Genomic DNA, 20,380 nt, shown 5'->3' with positions numbered 1-20,380 from the left:
CCGTGCTGGTTTCCAGCAACAGTAAGGCCTACCACTGCTGTGCCCGCTTAAGGGCTATTATTTTTTGTCTTTTACTTCTTCGAATTCGGCGTCTACGACGTCGTCTTCTTTCTTGGCACTGGTATCACCAGCATCACCGCCTGCGGCTGCTTGCTGCTGAGCCATTTCCAGCAATTTGCCAGAAACTTGTACCAGAGCCTGAGTTTTGGCTTCGATTTCAGCTTTATCTTCGCTTTTCAGCGCTGCTTCAAGTGCTTTCACAGCATCTTCGATAGCAGTTTTGTCTTCTGCTGGCAGTTTGTCACCGGCTTCTTCCAACTGTTTACGAGTACCGTGGATCAGGTGGTCAGCTTGGTTACGAGTCTGAACCAGTTCTTCAAACTTACGGTCTGCTTCAGCGTTAGCTTCAGCATCGCGAACCATTTTCTGGATCTCTTCCTCATTCAAACCAGAAGATGCCTTGATGGTAATCTTCTGCTCACGACCGGTATTTTTGTCTTTAGCAGACACATGCAAAATACCGTCGGCATCAATATCGAAGGTCACTTCGATTTGCGCCATGCCGCGAGGTGCCGGCTGGATACCGTCCAGATTGAACTGACCCAGAGACTTGTTATCCTGAGCACGTTTACGCTCACCCTGAAGCACATGGATGGTTACCGCAGACTGATTATCTTCCGCAGTAGAGAACACCTGGCTGTGCTTAGTTGGGATAGTGGTGTTTTTAGTGATAAGCGGAGTCATCACACCACCCATGGTTTCAATACCCAGTGACAGTGGGGTAACGTCCAACAGCAGAACGTCTTTCACTTCACCAGACAGAACACCACCCTGTACTGCCGCACCAATCGCTACAGCTTCATCTGGGTTAACGTCTTTACGTGGTTCTTTACCGAAGAAATCAGCAACTTTCTTCTGAACCATTGGCATACGAGTCTGACCACCGACCAGGATAACGTCCTGGATATCGGAAACAGACAAGCCAGCATCCTGCAGAGCCACTTTCAGTGGTTCAATAGAACGGTTGACCAAATCTTCTACCAGTGACTCCAACTTAGCGCGGGTCACTTTGATGTTCATGTGTTTTGGACCGCTGCCATCCGCCGTGATGTACGGCAGGTTAACGTCGGTCTGCTGAGCAGAAGACAGCTCGATCTTCGCTTTTTCAGCCGCTTCTTTCAGGCGCTGCATTGCCAGTGGATCGGTACGCAGATCCATACCCTGGTCTTTCTTGAATTCTTCAACCAGATAGTTGATCAGGCGGCTATCGAAGTCTTCACCACCCAGGTGGGTATCACCGTTGGTTGCCAGAACTTCAAAGGTTTTTTCGCCATCAACTTCGTCAATTTCGATAATTGAGATATCGAAAGTACCACCACCGAGGTCGTAAACCGCGATAGTACGGTTACCAACTTCTTTATCCAGACCGTAAGCCAATGCAGCAGCAGTTGGTTCGTTGATGATACGTTTTACTTCCAGACCTGCGATACGGCCAGCATCTTTTGTTGCCTGACGCTGAGCATCGTTAAAGTATGCAGGTACAGTGATAACCGCTTCAGTTACTGGTTCGCCCAGATAATCTTCAGCCGTTTTCTTCATTTTCTTCAGCACTTCAGCAGAGATCTGCGGTGGTGCAATTTTCTGGCCTTTAACTTCTAACCAAGCGTCACCATTATCTGCTGCAATGATTTTGTACGGCATGATGTCTTTATCACGCTGCGCTTCTTCGTCCTGGAAACGACGACCAATCAAACGCTTGATGGCAAACAGTGTATTTTGTGGGTTAGTGACAGCCTGACGTTTAGCCGGTTGACCAACCAGAGTTTCACCATCTTGGGTATAAGCGATGATAGAAGGCGTTGTGCGATCGCCTTCGCTGTTTTCCAGCACGCGTGCTTTAGTACCATCCATAATTGCTACACAAGAGTTGGTAGTACCCAAGTCGATACCAATAATTTTACCCATCTAAAACGCCTCCACTAAAAAGTCATATTCGGTCAAGTTACTAATCTATATGTGGGCGAATTGTTTCTTTTCAACTGCCCGTATTTTCATAATCAATGTTTTCATACCCAGCATTCCACTGATGTATGCCTCCGCTGATTCGTGATTAGTCCCTGCGGTTGGGAATAAGATGGGGCCATGAAACGCAGCATCAAGGGGGGAGATGAAAAAAAATTACTTTTTATCACCCTCAAGATCATTGTTTCCAATCGCGCGGATCATTATGATGCCGCGCGCACTGAGGGAATAGACGACTTTTTAGTCATTCAGGCGCTTTATACTTATTCGGATATTTATCCATTCTTTTTAGCAATCTGTTATTGCAGAGGACTTATGAACACCACCAAGTTGGCGAATCCTGGCCCATTAGGCCTGATGGGTTTTGGGATGACCACCGTCTTGCTTAACCTGCACAACGCAGGCTTCTTCCCCCTAACCTCTGTTATTTTGAGTATGGGGATTTTTTATGGCGGTTTGGCACAAATTCTGGCAGGTATGCTGGAATATAAGAAGGGTAATACCTTTGCTGCCACTGCATTTACCTCTTATGGCGCATTTTGGCTGAGTTTGGTTGGTTTGTTGATGCTGCCTAAAATGGGTATGGCAGAAGCAACTGATGCACAATTCCTCGGCGTTTATTTAGGTTTGTGGGGCATCTTCACGCTATTTATGTTCTTCGGTACTTTGCCAGCTAACCGTGCTTTGCAGTTTGTTTTCGGTAGCCTGACGCTACTGTTTGCACTGCTGGCTATCGGTAACTTCACTGGCAACCATTCGCTACTGGTTTTCGCCGGCTTTGAAGGTATCATCTGTGGTGCGAGCGCAATTTATCTGGCCATGGCGGAAGTATTGAACGAACAATACGGCCGCACAGTATTACCTATTGGTGAACCAAGCCCAACGTTGCAAGCACAACCTGTAGTTTAATTACAGCTCACTGCGAAAACTTACATTTAACAGCCCTCTAAACATTCATGTTCAGAGGGCTTTTTTATATTTATTTTCCACCTCTAAAATAAAATTAATTATGTGTTTAAAATTAATATTATAAAATAATTAAATAGAATTATGAAAATAGATAAAGTAAATAAAAAACACATCATATAACATCAAGGCTCCGCAGGTAATATGAATTATTGAAATCAAATACACTGAAGGGCCAGCCAATGAAAATAGCCAAAGAACTATTGATAAGTGCTATATTAATAATATCTCCACCTATCTATTCGGAACAGGGGAAAGTCTGTTTTTATGAGTTAATGGATTTTAGTGGTGAGTCATTTTGCTCGGTGGAAGGTGAATCAAGGTCGGCTTATCATGACGGGTTTGATAATAAAATAGAATCAATTTCTGTCCCTCCAGGTATGATGGTTACTCTTTATGATGATATTGATTTTTCTGGTGAAAGAATAATATTAAAAAATGATGCCAATTTACAAAAAATAAAATCATTAGGGTTTTATAAAAAAATAAACTCATATCAAATAGCACCTGCGGTTTGTTTTTATACCGAAGATGAATTTCAGGGAGACAGTACTTGTTTAGCATCAAATCAGCAAATTGATTTGTATCAAGACGCTGAATCCATCATTGAGTCTAACAGAAAATCACTACCTATTTATAATGATAGTATTCAATCTATCACCATCCCCGAAGGAATGATTGCAACAATTTATGAGAATGACAATTTCAATTCTCCTTTTTTTAAACTAACAGAGAATATTACTGATAATAGTTTAAAATCACTGAACATGAGTAACGCCATCACAAGTATTAAAGCATCAGTAAATAAAGGGCTTAGTTGTGATCAACAATGTGCCATCATAAGCGAGTATAAAATAAAACTAGCTGATGTATTTGGCAAGTACTGGGATGACGCCCGTTTAAAAAACAAACAAGTCTTACTGGTATTCGATAGTAAAGATATTGGTAAAAATGATAGTTATGACATCAAACTCTTTAGTAGTCAGGCTATTAATATGAATAAAAGAGTCATAACATTCTCCGATCAACGCATGGCTGATAAATTCCACTTTGAACGCTACAAGCATAGCGACAAGATATCATTTATTATTCAAATACAGCAAGACGCCGTGGAAGTTCAATTTATCCAGACCATAGAAAATAAACTGGTAGACATATCCCCCATTATCTTTTTTGACAGAGATACTGAGATTGACACCCTCCAGGAAATAACAATAATCAACCATAACAAAGATATTCCTTTAATTCTTTCAAAATCTATACTCACTGCTGACACAGGAGATAAGGATTGGGAAAAAAGAGATCTAACACAAACAAGTAAAATAATATGTGCTTTTACTCCTTTTTTAAATATTTATAATTACATTGTACAAGGCAAGTGCCAGCAATTAGATGGGATAGTATTCAGTGCAAATACTTTTTTCAACAGTAATACCAAAGGAAAAACATTACACATTGCAGGAAACAGTAGTCCGTTTAAACCACCCCCTCCTCATAAAGAAGAGTTACAAATATCTGAAAGTGTTGATAACCATATGACACTCACTTATATCGATAATAAAAATAGTCGTTCTCTAAGCCTTCCCGCTGCCACCAAAGCCTGTATGGCTTCGCTCCATTCTTTACTTAATTCTCGTCCAACACGTCAGATAAGACCTAACTGTATTGATTGGACACTGGAAATCATGACTGATTTCACTCTGTTATTTGGACATAACTTAGAAACCTGGAACCCAGCATTTTTTGGCAGAATAATAGACTCTATCATTCGTACCGGCAGCACAGGCACTGTAGTTGATAATCAGGAAGTGGAAAATAGACTAATTAAATCGGTAAAAGAAAAAATAACGGATAAAACTACGAATAACTCCTTCGCCGATATTAAAACCGCTTTTGATTATGCTCAACTTAGTTATATAAACTATAGCCTTTATTCATTATCTAATGAGTCACCATCCCAAGTTGAACTCTTGCCTCTAGGTATTTATGAGTTGTTATTAGAGACTTTCGTATACACACCGACCACCCCAATAATCACTTCACAGGGGGAACCTATCGAGCGAACTGAATTAGAATTCGAAATAGAAATACTGCCAACACCAAGATCAGAGGAAGAAAAGAAACTGTCAGATGACGAAGTTAAGAATGCCCAAGCTATGCGGAAAAAACTAAGTGAAACCATTGCTCAATGGGAACAGCAATATGAAGAAGGCTACCCCGATCATCCACCTGAGCAAGGGGCCAGTGCCGATGCTGAGGAAAAAAATGATACCCATATTAAACTGCTGCATGCTGGAAATATAGTAACGGGTATTATCCACCGAAGACTTACTCTTCACCGCCCCGGTGAGACCTATGTGGTGGTCAAACTGCAAGGGAGGATTATTGCAATTATTCTTGCTGACCAATTTAACAGTAGAGAGGAAGTCGAGCTGGTAGCATCAGCCACACTACCAGACTTTGTCTTATATCCTGATCGTGAAGGTACGGTAAGAGGCGCTGGCACCGCCGCAGTGCGGGAGCTGGGGCGGTATCTACAACAACAAGGTGCCAGAACATTATATTCTATCGTTATTTCTCAGCCCTCAGCTCGTGTCAAACAGAAGGTCGGCTTTAATTATAAAGGTGAGTATTAAACATTATTAGATAAAGAATAGCCCATACATTATGGGCTATTTTGCGATGATATTTATTTGATAGTTTTCTTATTCAGCCAAGGCTTTTTTTGGCAAATGTACTTTCACATCACTATTAATATCATTGCGCAGATAAATCCCTAACAGGAACCCTACCAGCGATAACAGCAGCATGTAATACGCTGGAGCCATAGGCGTTACTTTCATCAATAACGTCACCAGAATAGGTGTCAACCCACCAAAAATCGCATACGCCACATTGTAGGAGAAGGAGATGCCGGTAAAACGAACCTCTGCAGGGAACGCACGCACCATGACATAAGGTACTGCGCCGACAATCCCGACACAGAATCCAGCTAACATATAGTGGGTAAATAACTGACTCGGATCAGTCAGGTTGGTGTGGTAAAACGACCATGTCGATGCCGCCAACATTAAGCTGCCTGTAATAAAGGTTTTGCTGGCACCAAAACGGTCGATCGCAAGTCCTGCTATGACACAACCACATACCAACGCCACAATTGCCAGGCTATTGGCCTGCAATGCCAGTGCTGGCAAGACACCAAATTGTTTCTGTAAATAAGTCGGGGTCATCAGGATAACCACCACGATCCCGGCAGACAGCAGCCAGGTTAGCAGCATCGACACCAACACTTCTTTTTTAAAATTAACCACAACAGATTTCAGTGGTAATTCATCGGCCAAAGTTTTGCGTGCTTGCATCTCTTTAAAGATAGGCGTTTCCTGCAACCAACGGCGTAAATACATAGCGAACAAACCGAAAATCCCGCCGAGGAAGAATGGTACACGCCAACCGCCATCTAAGATGGCCTGAGGACTTAAGGTGGTGTTCATCGCGGTGGCCACCAGTGACCCCAGTAAGATCCCCGCAGTCAAACCAGCAGTGAGTGTTCCACAAGCAATACCAATGCGCCGACGGGGTACATGTTCTGCTACAAAGACCCATGCACCGGGTACTTCACCACCAATCGCCGCACCTTGTAATACGCGCATTAACAGCAATAGTAATGGCGCTGCGATGCCGATAGAGGCATACGTCGGTAACATACCAATCGCCAATGTTGGCAATGCCATTAACAAAATACTTAGAGTAAACATCTTTTTACGGCCAACCAAGTCGCCAAAATGCGCCATGATAATGCCACCAAGCGGACGTGCCAGATAACCCGCAGCAAAAATACCAAATGTCTGCACCTGACGCAGCCACTCAGGCATATCAACTGGGAAGAAAAGATCACCAATCACCGCAGCAAAGAAAACGAAAATAATGAAGTCATAAAACTCAAGCGCCCCGCCTAAAGCAGCCAGAGTGAGCGTTTTATAATCTTGCTTATTCAACCGACGATTATGATTATGTTGTTGGGCAACATGAGGTTGCGATAAGTCGACTTGAGATGAATTGTGTTCTTGAGACATATGACACCGTAATAAACCAGAGTTGGGGAAGAAAAATATTTTCAGCTTTTTGTAAAGTAAACATGACTATACCGTACAAAATTCCCCACACTGTCAGAATGGTGTCTTATGTTGCAAAAAGTTTTAATTTAGTTTTTTATATCGATAACTGCATTCTTCGGACGAAAAGCCGCTACCACTTCAGCATTGGTCTCTATATAAGGCCCATCCAGTAGTTGAATGCAATAAGGCACACTGGCAAAAATCCCCGCGACCACCACTTTCGACTCAGCATCTTTTACCCCTTCCAGGGTTTCTTTGATGGATTTAGGTTGTCCCGGTAAGTTGATGATCAATGCTTGCTTACGGATAACACCGACTTGACGGGATAATATCGCGGTAGGAACAAAATGGAGGCTGATTTGACGCATTTGCTCACCAAAACCGGGCATTTGTCGATCTGCGATTGCCAACGTGGCGTCAGGGGTGACATCGCGTCTTGCCGGGCCGGTTCCACCGGTGGTCAGCACTAAATGGCAACCCATCTCGTCGACTAACTCACACAGGGTTTGTTCAATCAGAGTTTGTTCATCGGGGATAAGGCGAGTTTCTATTGCAAAAGGTGTCGTTAGTGCACTTGCCAACCACTCTTCCAGGGCTGGGATGCCTTTATCCTGATATACCCCACTTGATGCGCGATCAGAAACGGAAACTAAACCTATACGTAATGTATTCATGTAACTACCTCGACGAAAAATCCTTTATCTGTGGCGAATAATAGCATATCCCATATTATTGGAACTGCCCCCAGCCCCAGGTCACAGGCAATAAAAAAGGCAGCTTACGCCACCTTTTCGTCAAATCACTGCTGAGAATCAAGTACCGCGAGCGAAATTACAGCAGGTCTGAGATCATTTTCTCAAGTTTGCCCTGGTCGATAGCAAACTTGCGAATACCATCAGCCAGTTTATCAATCGCCATTGGATCCTGATTGTGCTGCCAGTAGAACTCAGCTTCAGTCAGTGGCGCAGGTTTAGCCTGAACTTCACCGGTATAAACCAGTTTACGCTCGACCGGGCCTTCGCTTTCTGCCAACTCTTTCAGCAGAGATGGAGCGATAGTCAGGCGGTCACAGCCAGCCAGTTCGATTATCTCACCCAGATTACGGAAACTTGCACCCATAACCACAGTTTCATAGCCGTGTTTTTTGTAGTACTGGTAAATCTCAGTTACGGAAACCACACCTGGATCTTCGTGTGGTGCGAACTCTTTCTTATCACCATTGGCTTTGTACCAGTCAAGAATACGGCCAACAAACGGTGAAATCAGGAACACACCCGCTTCAGCACAAGCACGCGCCTGAGCGAAGGAGAACAGCAGAGTCAGGTTACAGTTGATGCCTTCTTTTTCCAGCTGTTCCGCAGCACGGATACCCTGCCAGGTAGAAGCCAATTTGATCAGAATACGGTCATTGCTGATGCCGGCTTCGTTGTACAGTTTGATCAAACGTTTCGCTTTTGCCACGCTGGCAACGGTGTCATAAGACAGGCGAGCATCAACTTCAGTAGAAATACGACCAGGGATCAGTTTCAGAATTTCCAAACCGATATTGACGGCCAGTTTGTCAGTTGCATCAACGATTTGCTGAGCATGATCACTGCTTTGTTCGCGAGCCCAGGCAATGGCTTCATCGATCAGTTTGCGGTATTCAGGAATTTGGGCAGCATTCAGAATCAGTGATGGGTTCGTGGTTGCATCTTGCGGCTGATACAGCTTCATTGCCGCGATATCCCCAGTATCTGCTACTACAGTGGTGATTTGACGTAGGGAAGTAAGTTTATCGGTCATGTTGTCGTTTCTCATCGTTTGTGCATGAACTTTTGGCATGTCGCAACTTTTATCTCGGTCGAAATGGCGCTTCATCTCATTCGGAATGTTAGCGGTTTCGCAATATTAGCTATTTCGACGTCTGCCTTGTCTTGATAATAACATGCGTAAGCCTTGGTGCAAGGCAGTTAAACTGATTAAAAAAAGCGCAAACAGGCAGTATTCGGTTCGCAACCGTTTTCGCCTTTTAAAACAGCCAGAAACCGGCAGGTTAATAGCAATTTCATCCATTCTTATCGTGCTGAGACGATTTAGCTAAACTATATCATCTCTGACAACTCAATCTATCTATCCTAGCAATCGTCCAATCTTCTTTTTGCTACACTACGCTTTTTGCTACAGTGTCTTATTTAAATATACCCTAAATAATTCGAGTGACAGGAAGGCGACAAGTGAGTGAATCCTCAGGAGCTTACATAAGTAAGTGACTGAGGTGAACGAAAGAAGCCAACGCACATGCTGCTTGAAGTATTCCGGGTATTAATAGGATGTCATCATGCTTATTGTTATCTCCCCGGCTAAAACCCTTGATTATCAAAGTCCGCTCGCGACCAAAAAGTTTACTCAGCCAGAGATGTTGGATAAATCACAACAGCTTATCGAGATCTGCCGTGAGCTGACACCAGCCCAAATCAGTAGCCTGATGGGAATCAGCGACAAACTGGCCGGTTTAAATGCCGCCCGTTTCAGCGAATGGCAACCTGATTTCACCCCAGACAATGCACGTCAGGCGATTCTGGCTTTTAAAGGCGATGTTTATACCGGCATGCAGGCGCAGGATTTCAGCGCTGCTGACTTTGACTTTGCCCAACAGCATTTACGCATGCTTTCCGGACTCTACGGCGTATTGCGCCCGCTAGATTTGATGCAACCGTATCGTCTGGAGATGGGGATCAAACTGGCTAACCCACGCGGCAAAGATCTCTATTCGTTCTGGGATGACCAGATAACAGAGAAACTGAATCAGGCGCTGGAGCAGCAAGGTGATAACGTGCTGATAAATCTCGCCTCAGATGAATACTTTAAGGCCGTGAAACCCGCCAAATTAGCCGGTTCACTGATTAAGCCGGTCTTTTTGGATGAAAAGAACGGCAAATATAAAATTATCAGCTTCTATGCCAAAAAGGCCCGCGGCCTGATGAGCCGATTTATTATTCAGAATAAACTCACCAAACCAGAGCAACTGGTTGATTTTAATCTGGAAGGTTATGAATTTGATGCCGGGCTGTCGGCGAAAAATGAATTAGTCTTTAAGCGGGCTGAACAACACTAGAAATGACCGCGCAACGATTAAACTAGTTGATAAGCGGGGAAATGTACCGAATGGGTCGTAGCGGCATGCGCCGCCGGAGCGCCCATCGGTGCAGTCGCCCCGCCAAACTTCGGAGCCAATCAAATTGGCCCCTTATGCGTTTAATTACTTAGGCAAAGCCATCAGGAAAGTGCGCAGTTGCGCAAAATCTGCTGGCAAATCATGTGACAACAACGGTAATTGTGCCCGCACTGCCAGTGGTTTTGGCAGCGGCAATTCTTGCCCCAGAATCTCTTCCACACTTTCTTTGAATTTCGCCGGATGAGCGGTGCCGATAAACAACCCAAACTCACCGTCTTGCAACTGATCACGTAGCACGCGGTAGGCAATGGCGGCATGAGGTTCTGAGATATAACCCAAATCCGCTAGCTCGCGCATCGTCTCTTTGGTGACATCATCACTAACTGCGCCGTGGCCCAATTCTTTCAACTGCCAGATTTTACGACGATAAAGCTCCTCAACACGCGGCCAGTTATTCGGCTGGCTGACATCCATAGCATTCGATAACGTCGCCACCGTCGGCTTCGGCTGCCATTGGCCATTAACCAGGAAGCGCGGCACGGTGTCGTTGGCATTGGTGGCAGCGATAAAGCGTTTTACCGGCAAACCTAACGATTTTGCCAGCAAGCCGGCGGTCAAATCACCGAAGTTGCCACTTGGCACGGAGATAACCAATTGGTTACGCGCTTCTTGCGGTAACTGGGCTACAGCTTCAAAGTAATAGCAAATCTGAGCCAGCAAACGGCTGATATTAATAGAGTTAGCAGAGTTAAGGCTCAACTCCTGCTTCAACTCTTCATCATCAAAGGCTTGTTTGACCAGCGCCTGACAAGCATCAAAATCGCCCTCAATGGCCACCGTGTGGATATTGCCACCTAACGTACAGAACAGCTTCTCTTGCAGCGGGCTGATTTTGCCACGTGGATAGAGGATAACCACGCGCACATTTTTCAAGCCATAGAAAGCATGAGCGACCGCCGCCCCAGTATCACCAGAGGTTGCGGTTAAGATAGTCACTGGCTGGTCGCCAGCCACTTCGGCCAGCATTTGTGCCATAAAACGTGCGCCGAAATCCTTAAAGGCCAATGTCGGGCCGTGGAACAACTCCAATGCGGCGATATCATTCTCAACCTGAGCGACTGGAGCCGGAAACTCAAACGCAGCCTGAACACGCTTGGTTAATACTTCTGGTGCAATTTCATTACCAATAAAAGCAGACAAAATACGGCTGCTGCGAGTGACAAAATCCAGATCCAGCAGTTTATCAATTTCTGTCAGTTCAAACTCTGGCAACTCCAGCGGGAAGAACAACCCTTGCTGCTTGCCCAGGCCCTGTTTGATCGCTTGCGCGAAGCTGACCTGCTCGTTGTGATCTTTAAGGTTATACAGTTTCATGCGTTATCCCAGTAGTCGTGCGCCTGCGGTATCCAGACGGCAAATATGAACAAAACCTTCGTCGTTTTGCAGGTAATGATTTTGTAACCAGCTCGCCATACGCTGTGCGGTCTCGCTATCATTGCAGACGGCAAATAACGTGGGGCCAGAACCGGAAATACCACAGGCCAGCGCGCCAATATCCTGCGCGGCTTGCCTGGCCGCAGCAAAGCCCGGCAATAATTGAGTGCGGTAAGGCTCGGCAATGACATCTTTCATCATTTTAGCGGCCAGACTTGGCTGTTGAGTGTGGCAGGCGTGAATAAATCCAGCCAAATTACGCCCGTGAGCGATGCAATCCTGACGGCGATACTGTGCGGGTAAAATAGCCCGTGCCTCAGCGGTAGAGACTTTAATCCCCGGATAAGCCATCACCCACAGCCAGTCGTCAAAACCGGGTACATCTTGACTGATATAGCCTGGTTGCTCGAGGATCAATTGCATCCCACCTAAATAGCAAGGGGCGACATTATCAAAATGTACACTGCCGGAAACACGCCCTTCCAGCTCGCCCATCATGCCCAGCAGCGTAACTTTATCCAGCGGTTTGCCACAGAATTCGTTCATTGCCATCAAGCCGGCAACAACAGAACAGGCACTCGAACCCAGCCCTGAGCCGATCGGCATGTTCTTTTCCAGCACCATGGCTACCGGGATCTCTTTGCCCATTTCCTGACAAAAACGCTCCCAGCATTGATAAACGATATTTTCTTTTGGATCATCAGGTAATTTGCTGACAAAGCGGCCTTCGTTACGCAGACTAAAACTGTCCGCTGCAGTCACGCTGACACAATCGCCCAGCAAAGTGCCGTCTACTGGTGAAACCGCCGCACCCAGCACATCGAAGCCAACGCTGACATTGCCAATCGATGCCGGAGCATAGATCTTAACCATATTTAAACTCCCAACTTCCATGATAATGTGCGTAAAAGATCAGCGAATACCCCAGCAGCAGTCACGTCATTACCCGCACCATACCCGCGCAGCACCAACGGGATCGGCTGATAATAGTGGGTATAGAAAGCCAACGCATTCTCACCATTTTTCACTTTATACAGCGGATCGTTACCATCGACCGCATCCATCCGAACGATACAACGCCCCTCTTCAATCACCCCGACATAACGCAGCACTTTGCCCTGCTCTGCGGCATTTGCCACCAAACGGGTAAACTCACCGTCCAGTGACGGCAGGCGAGCGAGGAAACTATCGACATCACCGCTGGCATCAAAACTTGCTGGTAGAACGGACTCAACTTCGATATCAGCCAATTCAAGTTTGTACCCTGCTTCACGGGCCAGGATCAACAATTTCCGGGCGACATCCATCCCGGAGAGATCATCGCGTGGGTCTGGTTCGGTATAACCCAGCGCCTTGGCCTGTAATGTCGCCTCTGACAAGGTCATCCCTTCGTCCAGTTTACCGAAGATGAAAGAGAGTGATCCTGAAAGAATGCCAGAAAAACGCATCAGTTCATCACCTGCATTGAGCAAATTCTGTAAGTTTTCGATAACCGGCAGACCCGCACCAACGTTAGTGTCATACAAGAATTTACGGCATGACTTCGCTGCCGCTGCGCGCATCTGACGGTAGTAATTCATCGATGAGGTGTTAGCTTTCTTGTTTGGTGTCACAACATGGAAACCATCGGCCAGGAAATCAGCATATTGATCCGCAACAGCCTGGCTGGATGTACAGTCGACAATCACCGGATTGAGCAAGTGATACTCTTTCACCAGGCGAATTAAGCGACTTAAGTTAAACGGCTCTTGCACTTCGGCCAGTTCATGACGCCAGTTATCCAGCGAAATACCGTGCACATTAGTTAACATGGCTTTGGAATTGGCGATGCCGCAAACGCGCAAATCGATATGGCGCTGCTTCAACCAAGGTTGTTGACGATAGATTTGCTCAATTAATGCCCCACCCACACCACCGACGCCAATGACAAACACTTCAATAACCTGATCAGTATTGAACAACATCTGGTGACAAACCCGCACACCGGTAGTAACGGCATCATTGCTGACCACCACAGAGATAGAGCGCTCAGACGAGCCTTGCGCAATCGCGATAATATTAATATTGGCGCGGGCCAGTGCTGAGAAGAAGCGCGCTGAGATGCCACGTAAAGTGCGCATGCCATCGCCAACTACTGAAATAATCGCCAGATGTTCCATCACATCCAATGGCTCTAACAGACCATCTTTCAATTCCAGATAAAACTCTTCGTCTAATGCTTTGCGGGCACGGGCTAACTCACTTTGCGGAACACAGAAACTGATGCTGTATTCAGAAGAAGACTGGGTGATTAGCACCACTGAAATACCGCTGCGTGACATCACCGCGAATACGCGAGCTGCCATACCGACCATGCCTTTCATGCCTGGGCCAGACACGTTAATCATCGCCATATTATTCAGGTTGGTGATGCCTTTCACTGGGAAGCCATCATCACTGCCTTCCCTACCAATCAAGGTGCCGGGGGCTTGCGGGTTAGAAGTATTTTTAATCAGGCAAGGAATTTGGAACTGGGCGATAGGAGCGATAGTGCGGGGGTGGAGAACCGAAGCGCCAAAATAGGACAGCTCCATCGCTTCCTGATATGACATCGATTTCAATAATCGAGCATCAGGTACAACACGAGGATCACAAGTATAAACCCCATCCACGTCAGTCCAGATTTCACAACAATCAGCGCGTAAACACGCAGCCAACACTGCAGCAGAATAATCTGATCCATTGCGCCCCAGTACCACCAACTCCCCTTTGTCATTACCGGCAGTGAAACCGGCCATCAGGATGATATGGTCAGCAGGAATACTACTGGAACCGATGCGGCGGGTAGATTCAGTGATATCAACGGTGGATTCGAGATAATGGCCTTGCGCCAACAATTTCTCGACCGGATTAATCACGCTGACTTGATAACCTTTCGCTTGAAATAATGCTTCCATAATGGCAATGGACAATTTTTCGCCGCGGCAGATAATGGCAGCATTGATACTATCCGGGCATTGGCCCAGCAACGAGATACCGTGCAGGACGTGTTTGAGTTGCGCAAACTCATGAGCTACCAGCGCTTTTAAACGCTCATATTCAAAACCCGGTTGCGCATCAGCCAATCCACGCAATAGCTCGGAAAAAATTCGTTCAGCATCACTGATGTTCGGCGAGATATCTTGCCCAGCCACCATTTTATCGATCATCGCCACCAGATGGTTGGTAATTTTAGCGGGAGCGGATAATACCGTCGCCACTTGTCCCTGACGCGCATTACTTTCTATGATATCGGCAACACGCATAAAGCGTTCTGCATTTGCTACTGATGTCCCGCCAAATTTCAGCACTCGCATTTCTGATTCTCTCCCGCTTTCGCGCTTTTTTATCGCAAACTTTTTTGCAAATATTTGATTGAAAAAAAAAGCCCGCACTGTTTAGGTGCGGGCTTTTTTCTGTTGTTTCCTGTACGCGTCAGCCCGCCCCGTAACCTGTGGTTTCGGTGGTGGTAATAATTGTTGTGTTCAGGCTGATGTATCGCATGTCGTCTGTCTGTCTCATAAATAATATGGCTCTACCTCTATTGGTTAAAGCAATCGTCCCCTCAAGTCAAATTTTTTCATTCTTCACCCTGGTAAAATTAACCACTCACTGCTGAGCTATTGTCTTATCTGATGAACTTTTTTAGGCGAAATAAATAAAATAATTGGCTTAAAGCCAGATAATAAAACTAAAAAACAAGCCATCACCACTACGATATGCCTTTGCTATTTTTTTACTTAATAAGCAGAAATAGGGTAATAAGCAATAGATTTGATCTTTAAGCGATAAGAGAACGCCAGACGGCAGAAACATACGTGATTAAAAAATAAAGCGGGCTTTTAAGGCTGGTTTTTTCGCTCAAATGATTTAAAAGACAACAAAAATGAAAACTTCGTCACTTCACTTTACATTTGACTAACATTAATGATAATTCTTCTTATGTTTTTAGGCGAAACAGAGCACTAATAAGAAAAGTTATCCAATTGCCAAAACGATGAAACAATATTGATTTTAAACAATAAAAATCAATAGATTAGATAAATTATTTTTGAGTTACCTCGAACATTCAATTTTTCATATTAATAACACTGAATCGGTAACATAATTTAACCAACTATCGCTTAAGCTGGTATTCTTGTAAGTCTTTTTCACAAAAGTGTTAACGTGCTACAATTGAATTTGATATATGTCAACAAAGCGTAGTTTTGTTGGGTGGTAAATTCGGCTCACACTGTTATATTGCTGTTAATAGGGTTAGGATATGCGCCGCTTTTGTCACCTTTGGGGCTGTAGGGAGTAACACCCCGACCAAGCTAGTGATGTTGTTGACGTTGATGGAAAGTGCATCAAGAACGCGTTTACGTACTTTAGTCATGTGATGAACGGGATGACGAGTAACTAGTCAATAAAAATCCTAATATAACAAAGACTTCTGTACTTCCTATTTCTATTTTGTTGGCAATTTTAGGTAGCAAACATGCAGACCCCGCACATTCTGATCGTAGAAGACGAGATAGTTACTCGTAACACCCTGAAGAGCATTTTCGAGGCGGAAGGCTATGTTGTTCATGAGGCTAATGATGGCGCAGAAATGCACCACATTTTGTCTGAGAATGATATCAACTTAGTTATCATGGACATCAATCTGCCGGGCAAAAATGGCCTGTTGCTGGCACGGGAACTTCGTGAACAAGCAAGTGTTGCCCTAATGTTCCTGACCGGCCGCGATAACGAAGTCGATAAAATCCTCGGCCTGGAAATTGGTGCTGATGATTACATCACCAAACCTTTCAATCCGCGCGAATTGACCATTCGGGCACGCAACTTACTGTCACGCACCATGAATCTGGGTAGCGTAGGCGAAGAGCGCCGTTTGGTAGAAAGCTATAAATTTAATGGCTGGGAGCTGGATATCAATAGCCGTTCATTGATAAGCCCTGCTGGAGAGCATTATAAGCTGCCACGTAGTGAGTTCCGTGCCATGCTGCACTTCTGTGAAAACCCGGGCAAGATCCAATCCCGTGGCGAATTACTGAAGAAAATGACCGGTCGTGAGCTGAAGCCACATGACCGTACTGTTGACGTGACCATCCGTCGTATTCGTAAGCATTTCGAATCAACGCCGGACACTCCAGAAATCATCGCCACTATCCACGGTGAAGGTTATCGTTTCTGTGGTGACCTGGAAGAGTAACTATCTAATTCATCTACGAAAAAGCCAGCACTCAAATGCTGGCTTTTTTATTACCCGTGGTTATCAAAATAACTTTATTGCCACGGCATAATTGGCACTGCGCTTATCGCGTTTTTCGGCGAGCCGTCGACAATTCTGTCTGAGTAAGTCAGGTAGATTAAGGCATTACGTTTCGGATCGTAGAAACGCACAACCTGTAGTTTTTTAAACACCAATGAAGTCCGTTTCTGGAAAACTACCGTACCGTCAGATTTCTTGTTTTTAATTTTGTCACTTAACTCAATCGGCCCCACTTGCTGACAGGAAATGGCCGCATCGGAAGTATCTTCCGCTAACCCTAGCCCCCCTTTGATACCACCGGTTTTTGCCCGGCTGATATAACAAGTTACATTTTTAACATCAGGATCATCGAAGGCTTCAACCACGATTTTATGGTCAGGCCCCAGGAGTTTAAATACCGTGTCAACGGAGCCAATCTCTTCCGCATGAGCCGTTATTGCCCCGAAAGAAAGTATACAACCAAGGAATATCCAACTTTTTTTCATACACTTACTCCATACCGTTGAATAACGTTATCCAACGTTAAATATTTTCATCAATAATAAAATATTGGTGAAAAAGTTATTTTATCAATCTTAGATACATTTTTAGCACACAATGTCAGTAAATTCTTAAGCAGTCGGGAGCATAAAAAGTTGCTACTATGCGCCAGAGCTATTCTTTCACATCACTAATACCCTAAATTTAGGCCGCTTTACGAGGAAGATCTATGGATCAAGCCAGTATCATTCGTGATTTGCTTAGCTGGCTAGAAAGTCATTTAGACCAGCCTTTAGCATTGGACAATGTCGCTGCCAAAGCAGGCTATTCAAAATGGCATTTGCAGCGAATGTTCAAGGATGTCACCGGGAATGCCATCGGTGCGTATATCCGCGCCAGAAGGTTATCAAAAGCCGCTGTCGCATTACGATTAACCAGCCGCCCGATTCTGGATATTGCCCTGCAATATCGCTTTGATTCGCAGCAAACTTTCACTCGCGCGTTTAAGAAACAGTTTGCGCAAACACCTGCATTGTACCGTCGATCAGAAGATTGGCACTCAGCAGGGATATGTCCACCGATTCGGTTGGGGACATATACGCTACCTCAGCCTGAATTCATCACCTTACCTGAGCAGCATTTGGTAGGACTGACCCAAAGCTACTCTTGTACACTTGAGCAAATAATGACTCATCGTTCTGAGTTGCGAGTGCACTTCTGGCAGCAGTATCTGGGGGATGCAGACCATTTGCCACCGGTGCTTTATGGCTTACATCACTCCCGACCTAATCAGGAGAAAGATGATGAGCAAGAGATTTTCTACACGACGGCCATCGAGCCACAACATGTGCCAGGTAATGTGCAGGAAGGGCAACCGGTTATCCTGGAAGGTGGTGAATATGTACAGTTTAGCTATGACGGGCCACCAGATGGGTTGCAGGACTTCATTCTGACACTGTATGGCACTTGTTTGCCACAGTTAGAGCTAACCCGTCGATGTGGATACGACATCGAACGATTCTTCCCTCAGGGAAGGCCGAAAGATGGGCCTCCGGCCTCGCTGAAATGCGAATATCTCATTCCTATTCGGCGTTAACGCTGTAGTTCATCCAGTGCTGGCATATCCAGATGAGCGGTATCGCCAGCACTTTCAATCACCCAACCAGAAGCCAGCCATGGGCTTTCCTGATAATCAACCCGTGATAGTGAACAATTACGCAACCGCAGACGTCGTTCCGCGTGGGCGGGCAAACCTAGCAGCGTACTCAACAAACACCCCAGCGCCATACCATGGCTCACTAATAACGGCTTGCTGCCAGCAGGCAGTTCCAAACAGCTATCCAGTGCCGCTCGCATTCTCCGCCCTAGCTCTGCCATCGACTCCCCTTCAGGAATTCGACCACCTTCTGTGCCATTAACCATCTGTTTGCGCCACAGCTCTTCTTCTGGCGTCAAGCTCTCAATCGGGCGAGTTTCCAGTACGCCCATATTCAGTTCACGCAAACGCGGGTCTGTCACCATTTTTAGTCCACAAGCATCGGCGATAATCTTTGCTGTTTGCTGTGTACGCCCAAGGTCACTGGTAATAATATGCGTGATCCCCTGGCTACTGACTCGTTGCGCAACCAAGTGTGCCTGACGTTCACCGATAGCGGTCAGCGGACTGTCCGATTGGCCCTGAATCTGACGTGATGCGTTCCAGACGGTTTCGCCATGGCGCACGAGATATACCTGTAACATGTCATTTTTCCGTTATACTGCGTGAAATAAACACAAAACCTATTTCAATAGATTATTAAGGGTATGAGACTCATTATGTACCATGTTGTTGCTGCAACTACCAACCCTGCAAAGATTAAGGCTATCAGCCTCGCGTTCGATGATGTTTATGGCCCTGGTCAGTATCGCATTGAAGGTGTCAATGTCGACAGTGGCGTTCCCTTGCAACCGATAGGTAGCGCAGAGACACGTACAGGTGCCAGACAACGAGTGAGCAATGCACGTCAGATACGTCCTGAAGCAGATTTTTGGGTCGGGGTTGAAGCGGGTATTGAAGATAATATGACCTTTGCATGGATGGTAATTGAACACTTGCAGCTGCGAGGAGAATCTCGCTCTGCCAGTTTGATGCTACCCGATATTATATTGCAAGGGATTCGCCAAGGCCGTGAGCTGGGCGACGAAATGGCAGATTTAACCGGTATATCGAATGTGAAACACAAGGGGGGAGCCATCGGGATTTTCACCGACGGCAAATTGACCCGAACCAGCGTCTACCATCAGGCACTGCTGCTGGCACTGGTTCCCTTTCATAATGAAATTTACCAACACCCGGCACGGTAGAAGTAAATTCAGGACGGTTTATTTTCTGCCAGTAACTGAGCTTCTAGCCAGCTTTTCAATTCTGGAGGGGCGGCTTTCAGGCTATTAGAACCTCGGGTGATCGTCGCAATACCGGCACCCAATTGATTTTTGAGTTCACGCTGGCTTAAATCTCCCCGCATTAATTCCTCAATGATACGTACCCTTGTCCCCAGAGCCGTACGTTCATCCGGTGTCAGCATCAATTGCAATAGCGGTAAATGAAGGTCTTGCGCAATGGCATCTTGTAATAGCGCAACAAAAGTCAGCCAGTGCTGATTATCGTCATTCGACAGATTCGGATCGGTCAATCGTAGTTTTGTCATGATAGGAAAGCTGCCATACTATTTAACTAGTACAACAGCTTACCATAACCTCAGGTATAGCCAAAGAGCTTGGACGCGAAGATGAACCCCAAAGTCATTGGAGTCGCAGGTAGGCAGCAAGCAAACGCATCCCAATGAGCTTACTCTGGTAAGTGATTCGGGTAAGTGCGCGTAGCTAACACCCCTGCGGCTTCAAGGACGAAGATGAACCCCAAAGTCATTGGAGTCGCAGGTAGGCAGCAAG

Annotated in this window: 18 protein-coding genes and 1 other annotated feature; of the genes, 6 read left to right on the top strand and 12 right to left on the bottom strand. The window is 45.6% G+C overall.

Annotation, left to right across the window (positions count from 1 at the left end):
• Positions 1-57 precede the first annotated feature (57 nt).
• The gene (gene dnaK, locus FTB31_RS19155) at positions 58-1,965 is read right to left on the bottom strand and encodes a molecular chaperone DnaK (RefSeq protein WP_011815538.1); all 1,908 of its coding nucleotides are present in this window, start codon (positions 1,963-1,965) and stop codon (positions 58-60) included.
• 372 nt (positions 1,966-2,337) lie between these two features.
• Between dnaK and satP the strand changes: the two genes are divergently transcribed.
• Together satP and FTB31_RS19145 are read left to right on the top strand one after the other, a co-directional pair.
• Entirely contained in the window at positions 2,338-2,931 is a 594-nt protein-coding gene (gene satP / locus FTB31_RS19150; protein ID WP_050076134.1) for an acetate uptake transporter, read from the top strand.
• A 239-nt stretch (positions 2,932-3,170) separates the two neighbouring features.
• Positions 3,171-5,624, top strand: coding sequence for a peptidase inhibitor family I36 protein (locus tag FTB31_RS19145; protein WP_227731702.1), 2,454 nt, complete (start codon positions 3,171-3,173; stop codon positions 5,622-5,624).
• A 69-nt stretch (positions 5,625-5,693) separates the two neighbouring features.
• Here the strand turns inward: FTB31_RS19145 and FTB31_RS19140 are convergent, their stop codons facing one another.
• The 3 genes from FTB31_RS19140 to tal form a co-directional block, all read right to left on the bottom strand.
• Entirely contained in the window at positions 5,694-7,061 is a 1,368-nt protein-coding gene (locus FTB31_RS19140) for an MFS transporter (RefSeq protein WP_050075837.1), read from the bottom strand.
• Between the two features lie 128 nt (positions 7,062-7,189).
• Positions 7,190-7,777, bottom strand: coding sequence for a molybdopterin adenylyltransferase (gene mog, locus FTB31_RS19135; protein WP_077174259.1), 588 nt, complete (start codon positions 7,775-7,777; stop codon positions 7,190-7,192).
• 157 nt (positions 7,778-7,934) lie between these two features.
• On the bottom strand, positions 7,935-8,888 hold the full coding sequence (gene tal / locus FTB31_RS19130) for a transaldolase (protein ID WP_050075835.1): 954 nt from the start codon (positions 8,886-8,888) through the stop codon (positions 7,935-7,937).
• 535 nt (positions 8,889-9,423) lie between these two features.
• Here tal and yaaA point away from each other — a divergent pair.
• The gene (gene yaaA / locus FTB31_RS19125; protein WP_227731701.1) at positions 9,424-10,200 is read left to right on the top strand and encodes a peroxide stress protein YaaA; all 777 of its coding nucleotides are present in this window, start codon (positions 9,424-9,426) and stop codon (positions 10,198-10,200) included.
• A 144-nt stretch (positions 10,201-10,344) separates the two neighbouring features.
• Here the strand turns inward: yaaA and thrC are convergent, their stop codons facing one another.
• The 5 genes from thrC to yjjY all read right to left on the bottom strand — a co-directional run bounded on the left by thrC (position 10,345) and on the right by yjjY (position 16,090).
• Entirely contained in the window at positions 10,345-11,634 is a 1,290-nt protein-coding gene (gene thrC / locus FTB31_RS19120) for a threonine synthase (RefSeq protein WP_050075833.1), read from the bottom strand.
• 3 nt (positions 11,635-11,637) lie between these two features.
• Positions 11,638-12,567, bottom strand: a complete 930-nt coding sequence (gene thrB / locus FTB31_RS19115; protein ID WP_050076123.1) for a homoserine kinase — start codon at positions 12,565-12,567, stop codon at positions 11,638-11,640.
• Positions 12,568-12,569: 2 nt separating this feature from the next.
• Entirely contained in the window at positions 12,570-15,029 is a 2,460-nt protein-coding gene (gene thrA, locus FTB31_RS19110; protein ID WP_050076121.1) for a bifunctional aspartate kinase/homoserine dehydrogenase I, read from the bottom strand.
• Positions 15,030-15,090: 61 nt separating this feature from the next.
• Positions 15,091-15,209, bottom strand: a sequence feature (Thr leader region).
• Positions 15,148-15,216 carry a thr operon leader peptide gene (thrL, locus tag FTB31_RS19105; RefSeq protein WP_002231504.1) on the bottom strand — a complete coding sequence of 23 codons (69 nt, stop codon included), beginning with the start codon at positions 15,214-15,216 and terminating at the stop codon, positions 15,148-15,150. It overlaps the preceding feature by 62 nt.
• 733 nt (positions 15,217-15,949) lie before the next feature.
• Entirely contained in the window at positions 15,950-16,090 is a 141-nt protein-coding gene (yjjY, locus tag FTB31_RS19100) for a YjjY family protein (protein WP_004706054.1), read from the bottom strand.
• Between the two features lie 102 nt (positions 16,091-16,192).
• On the opposite strand from yjjY, the gene arcA reads away from it, so the two are divergent.
• Positions 16,193-16,909: a two-component system response regulator ArcA gene (gene arcA, locus FTB31_RS19095; RefSeq protein WP_004706052.1), complete on the top strand. Its 717-nt coding sequence runs from the start codon at positions 16,193-16,195 to the stop codon at positions 16,907-16,909.
• A gap of 74 nt (positions 16,910-16,983) precedes the next feature.
• On the opposite strand, the gene creA is transcribed toward arcA, so the two are convergent.
• A complete protein-coding gene (gene creA, locus FTB31_RS19090) occupies positions 16,984-17,454 on the bottom strand; it encodes a protein CreA (RefSeq protein WP_050075832.1) in 471 nt (156 codons plus the stop codon).
• Between the two features lie 224 nt (positions 17,455-17,678).
• On the opposite strand from creA, the gene robA reads away from it, so the two are divergent.
• The gene (gene robA, locus FTB31_RS19085; RefSeq protein WP_050075831.1) at positions 17,679-18,545 is read left to right on the top strand and encodes an MDR efflux pump AcrAB transcriptional activator RobA; all 867 of its coding nucleotides are present in this window, start codon (positions 17,679-17,681) and stop codon (positions 18,543-18,545) included.
• On the opposite strand, the gene gpmB is transcribed toward robA, so the two are convergent.
• A complete protein-coding gene (gene gpmB / locus FTB31_RS19080) occupies positions 18,542-19,189 on the bottom strand; it encodes a 2,3-diphosphoglycerate-dependent phosphoglycerate mutase GpmB (RefSeq protein ID WP_050075829.1) in 648 nt (215 codons plus the stop codon). The genes robA and gpmB overlap by 4 nt on opposite strands.
• Positions 19,190-19,264: 75 nt before the next feature.
• Here gpmB and yjjX point away from each other — a divergent pair, with 75 nt between their 5' ends.
• Positions 19,265-19,792, top strand: coding sequence for an inosine/xanthosine triphosphatase (gene yjjX, locus FTB31_RS19075; RefSeq protein ID WP_050075827.1), 528 nt, complete (start codon positions 19,265-19,267; stop codon positions 19,790-19,792).
• 8 nt (positions 19,793-19,800) lie between these two features.
• Here the strand turns inward: yjjX and trpR are convergent, their stop codons facing one another.
• The gene (gene trpR / locus FTB31_RS19070; protein WP_050075826.1) at positions 19,801-20,136 is read right to left on the bottom strand and encodes a trp operon repressor; all 336 of its coding nucleotides are present in this window, start codon (positions 20,134-20,136) and stop codon (positions 19,801-19,803) included.
• Between the last annotated feature and the right edge of the window lie 244 nt (positions 20,137-20,380).

This window comes from Yersinia proxima, assembly GCF_902170785.1.
In the GTDB taxonomy this organism is placed as follows: domain Bacteria; phylum Pseudomonadota; class Gammaproteobacteria; order Enterobacterales; family Enterobacteriaceae; genus Yersinia; species Yersinia proxima.
The sequence above is the reverse complement of the archived record's forward strand: the minus strand, read 5'-3'. Positions and strand labels throughout refer to the sequence as shown.

Excerpts from the sequence above, each read along its gene's own strand:
- dnaK (WP_011815538.1), bottom strand. The coding sequence starts at position 1,965 with ATGGGTAAAATTATTGGTATCGACTTGGGTACTACCAACTCTTGTGTA.
- satP (WP_050076134.1), top strand. The coding sequence starts at position 2,338 with ATGAACACCACCAAGTTGGCGAATCCTGGCCCATTAGGCCTGATGGGT.
- FTB31_RS19145 (WP_227731702.1), top strand. The coding sequence starts at position 3,171 with ATGAAAATAGCCAAAGAACTATTGATAAGTGCTATATTAATAATATCT.
- FTB31_RS19140 (WP_050075837.1), bottom strand. The coding sequence starts at position 7,061 with ATGTCTCAAGAACACAATTCATCTCAAGTCGACTTATCGCAACCTCAT.
- mog (WP_077174259.1), bottom strand. The coding sequence starts at position 7,777 with ATGAATACATTACGTATAGGTTTAGTTTCCGTTTCTGATCGCGCATCA.
- tal (WP_050075835.1), bottom strand. The coding sequence starts at position 8,888 with ATGACCGATAAACTTACTTCCCTACGTCAAATCACCACTGTAGTAGCA.
- yaaA (WP_227731701.1), top strand. The coding sequence starts at position 9,424 with ATGCTTATTGTTATCTCCCCGGCTAAAACCCTTGATTATCAAAGTCCG.
- thrC (WP_050075833.1), bottom strand. The coding sequence starts at position 11,634 with ATGAAACTGTATAACCTTAAAGATCACAACGAGCAGGTCAGCTTCGCG.
- thrB (WP_050076123.1), bottom strand. The coding sequence starts at position 12,567 with ATGGTTAAGATCTATGCTCCGGCATCGATTGGCAATGTCAGCGTTGGC.
- thrA (WP_050076121.1), bottom strand. The coding sequence starts at position 15,029 with ATGCGAGTGCTGAAATTTGGCGGGACATCAGTAGCAAATGCAGAACGC.
- yjjY (WP_004706054.1), bottom strand. The coding sequence starts at position 16,090 with ATGACTAAAGTACGTAAACGCGTTCTTGATGCACTTTCCATCAACGTC.
- arcA (WP_004706052.1), top strand. The coding sequence starts at position 16,193 with ATGCAGACCCCGCACATTCTGATCGTAGAAGACGAGATAGTTACTCGT.
- creA (WP_050075832.1), bottom strand. The coding sequence starts at position 17,454 with ATGAAAAAAAGTTGGATATTCCTTGGTTGTATACTTTCTTTCGGGGCA.
- robA (WP_050075831.1), top strand. The coding sequence starts at position 17,679 with ATGGATCAAGCCAGTATCATTCGTGATTTGCTTAGCTGGCTAGAAAGT.
- gpmB (WP_050075829.1), bottom strand. The coding sequence starts at position 19,189 with ATGTTACAGGTATATCTCGTGCGCCATGGCGAAACCGTCTGGAACGCA.
- yjjX (WP_050075827.1), top strand. The coding sequence starts at position 19,265 with ATGTACCATGTTGTTGCTGCAACTACCAACCCTGCAAAGATTAAGGCT.
- trpR (WP_050075826.1), bottom strand. The coding sequence starts at position 20,136 with ATGACAAAACTACGATTGACCGATCCGAATCTGTCGAATGACGATAAT.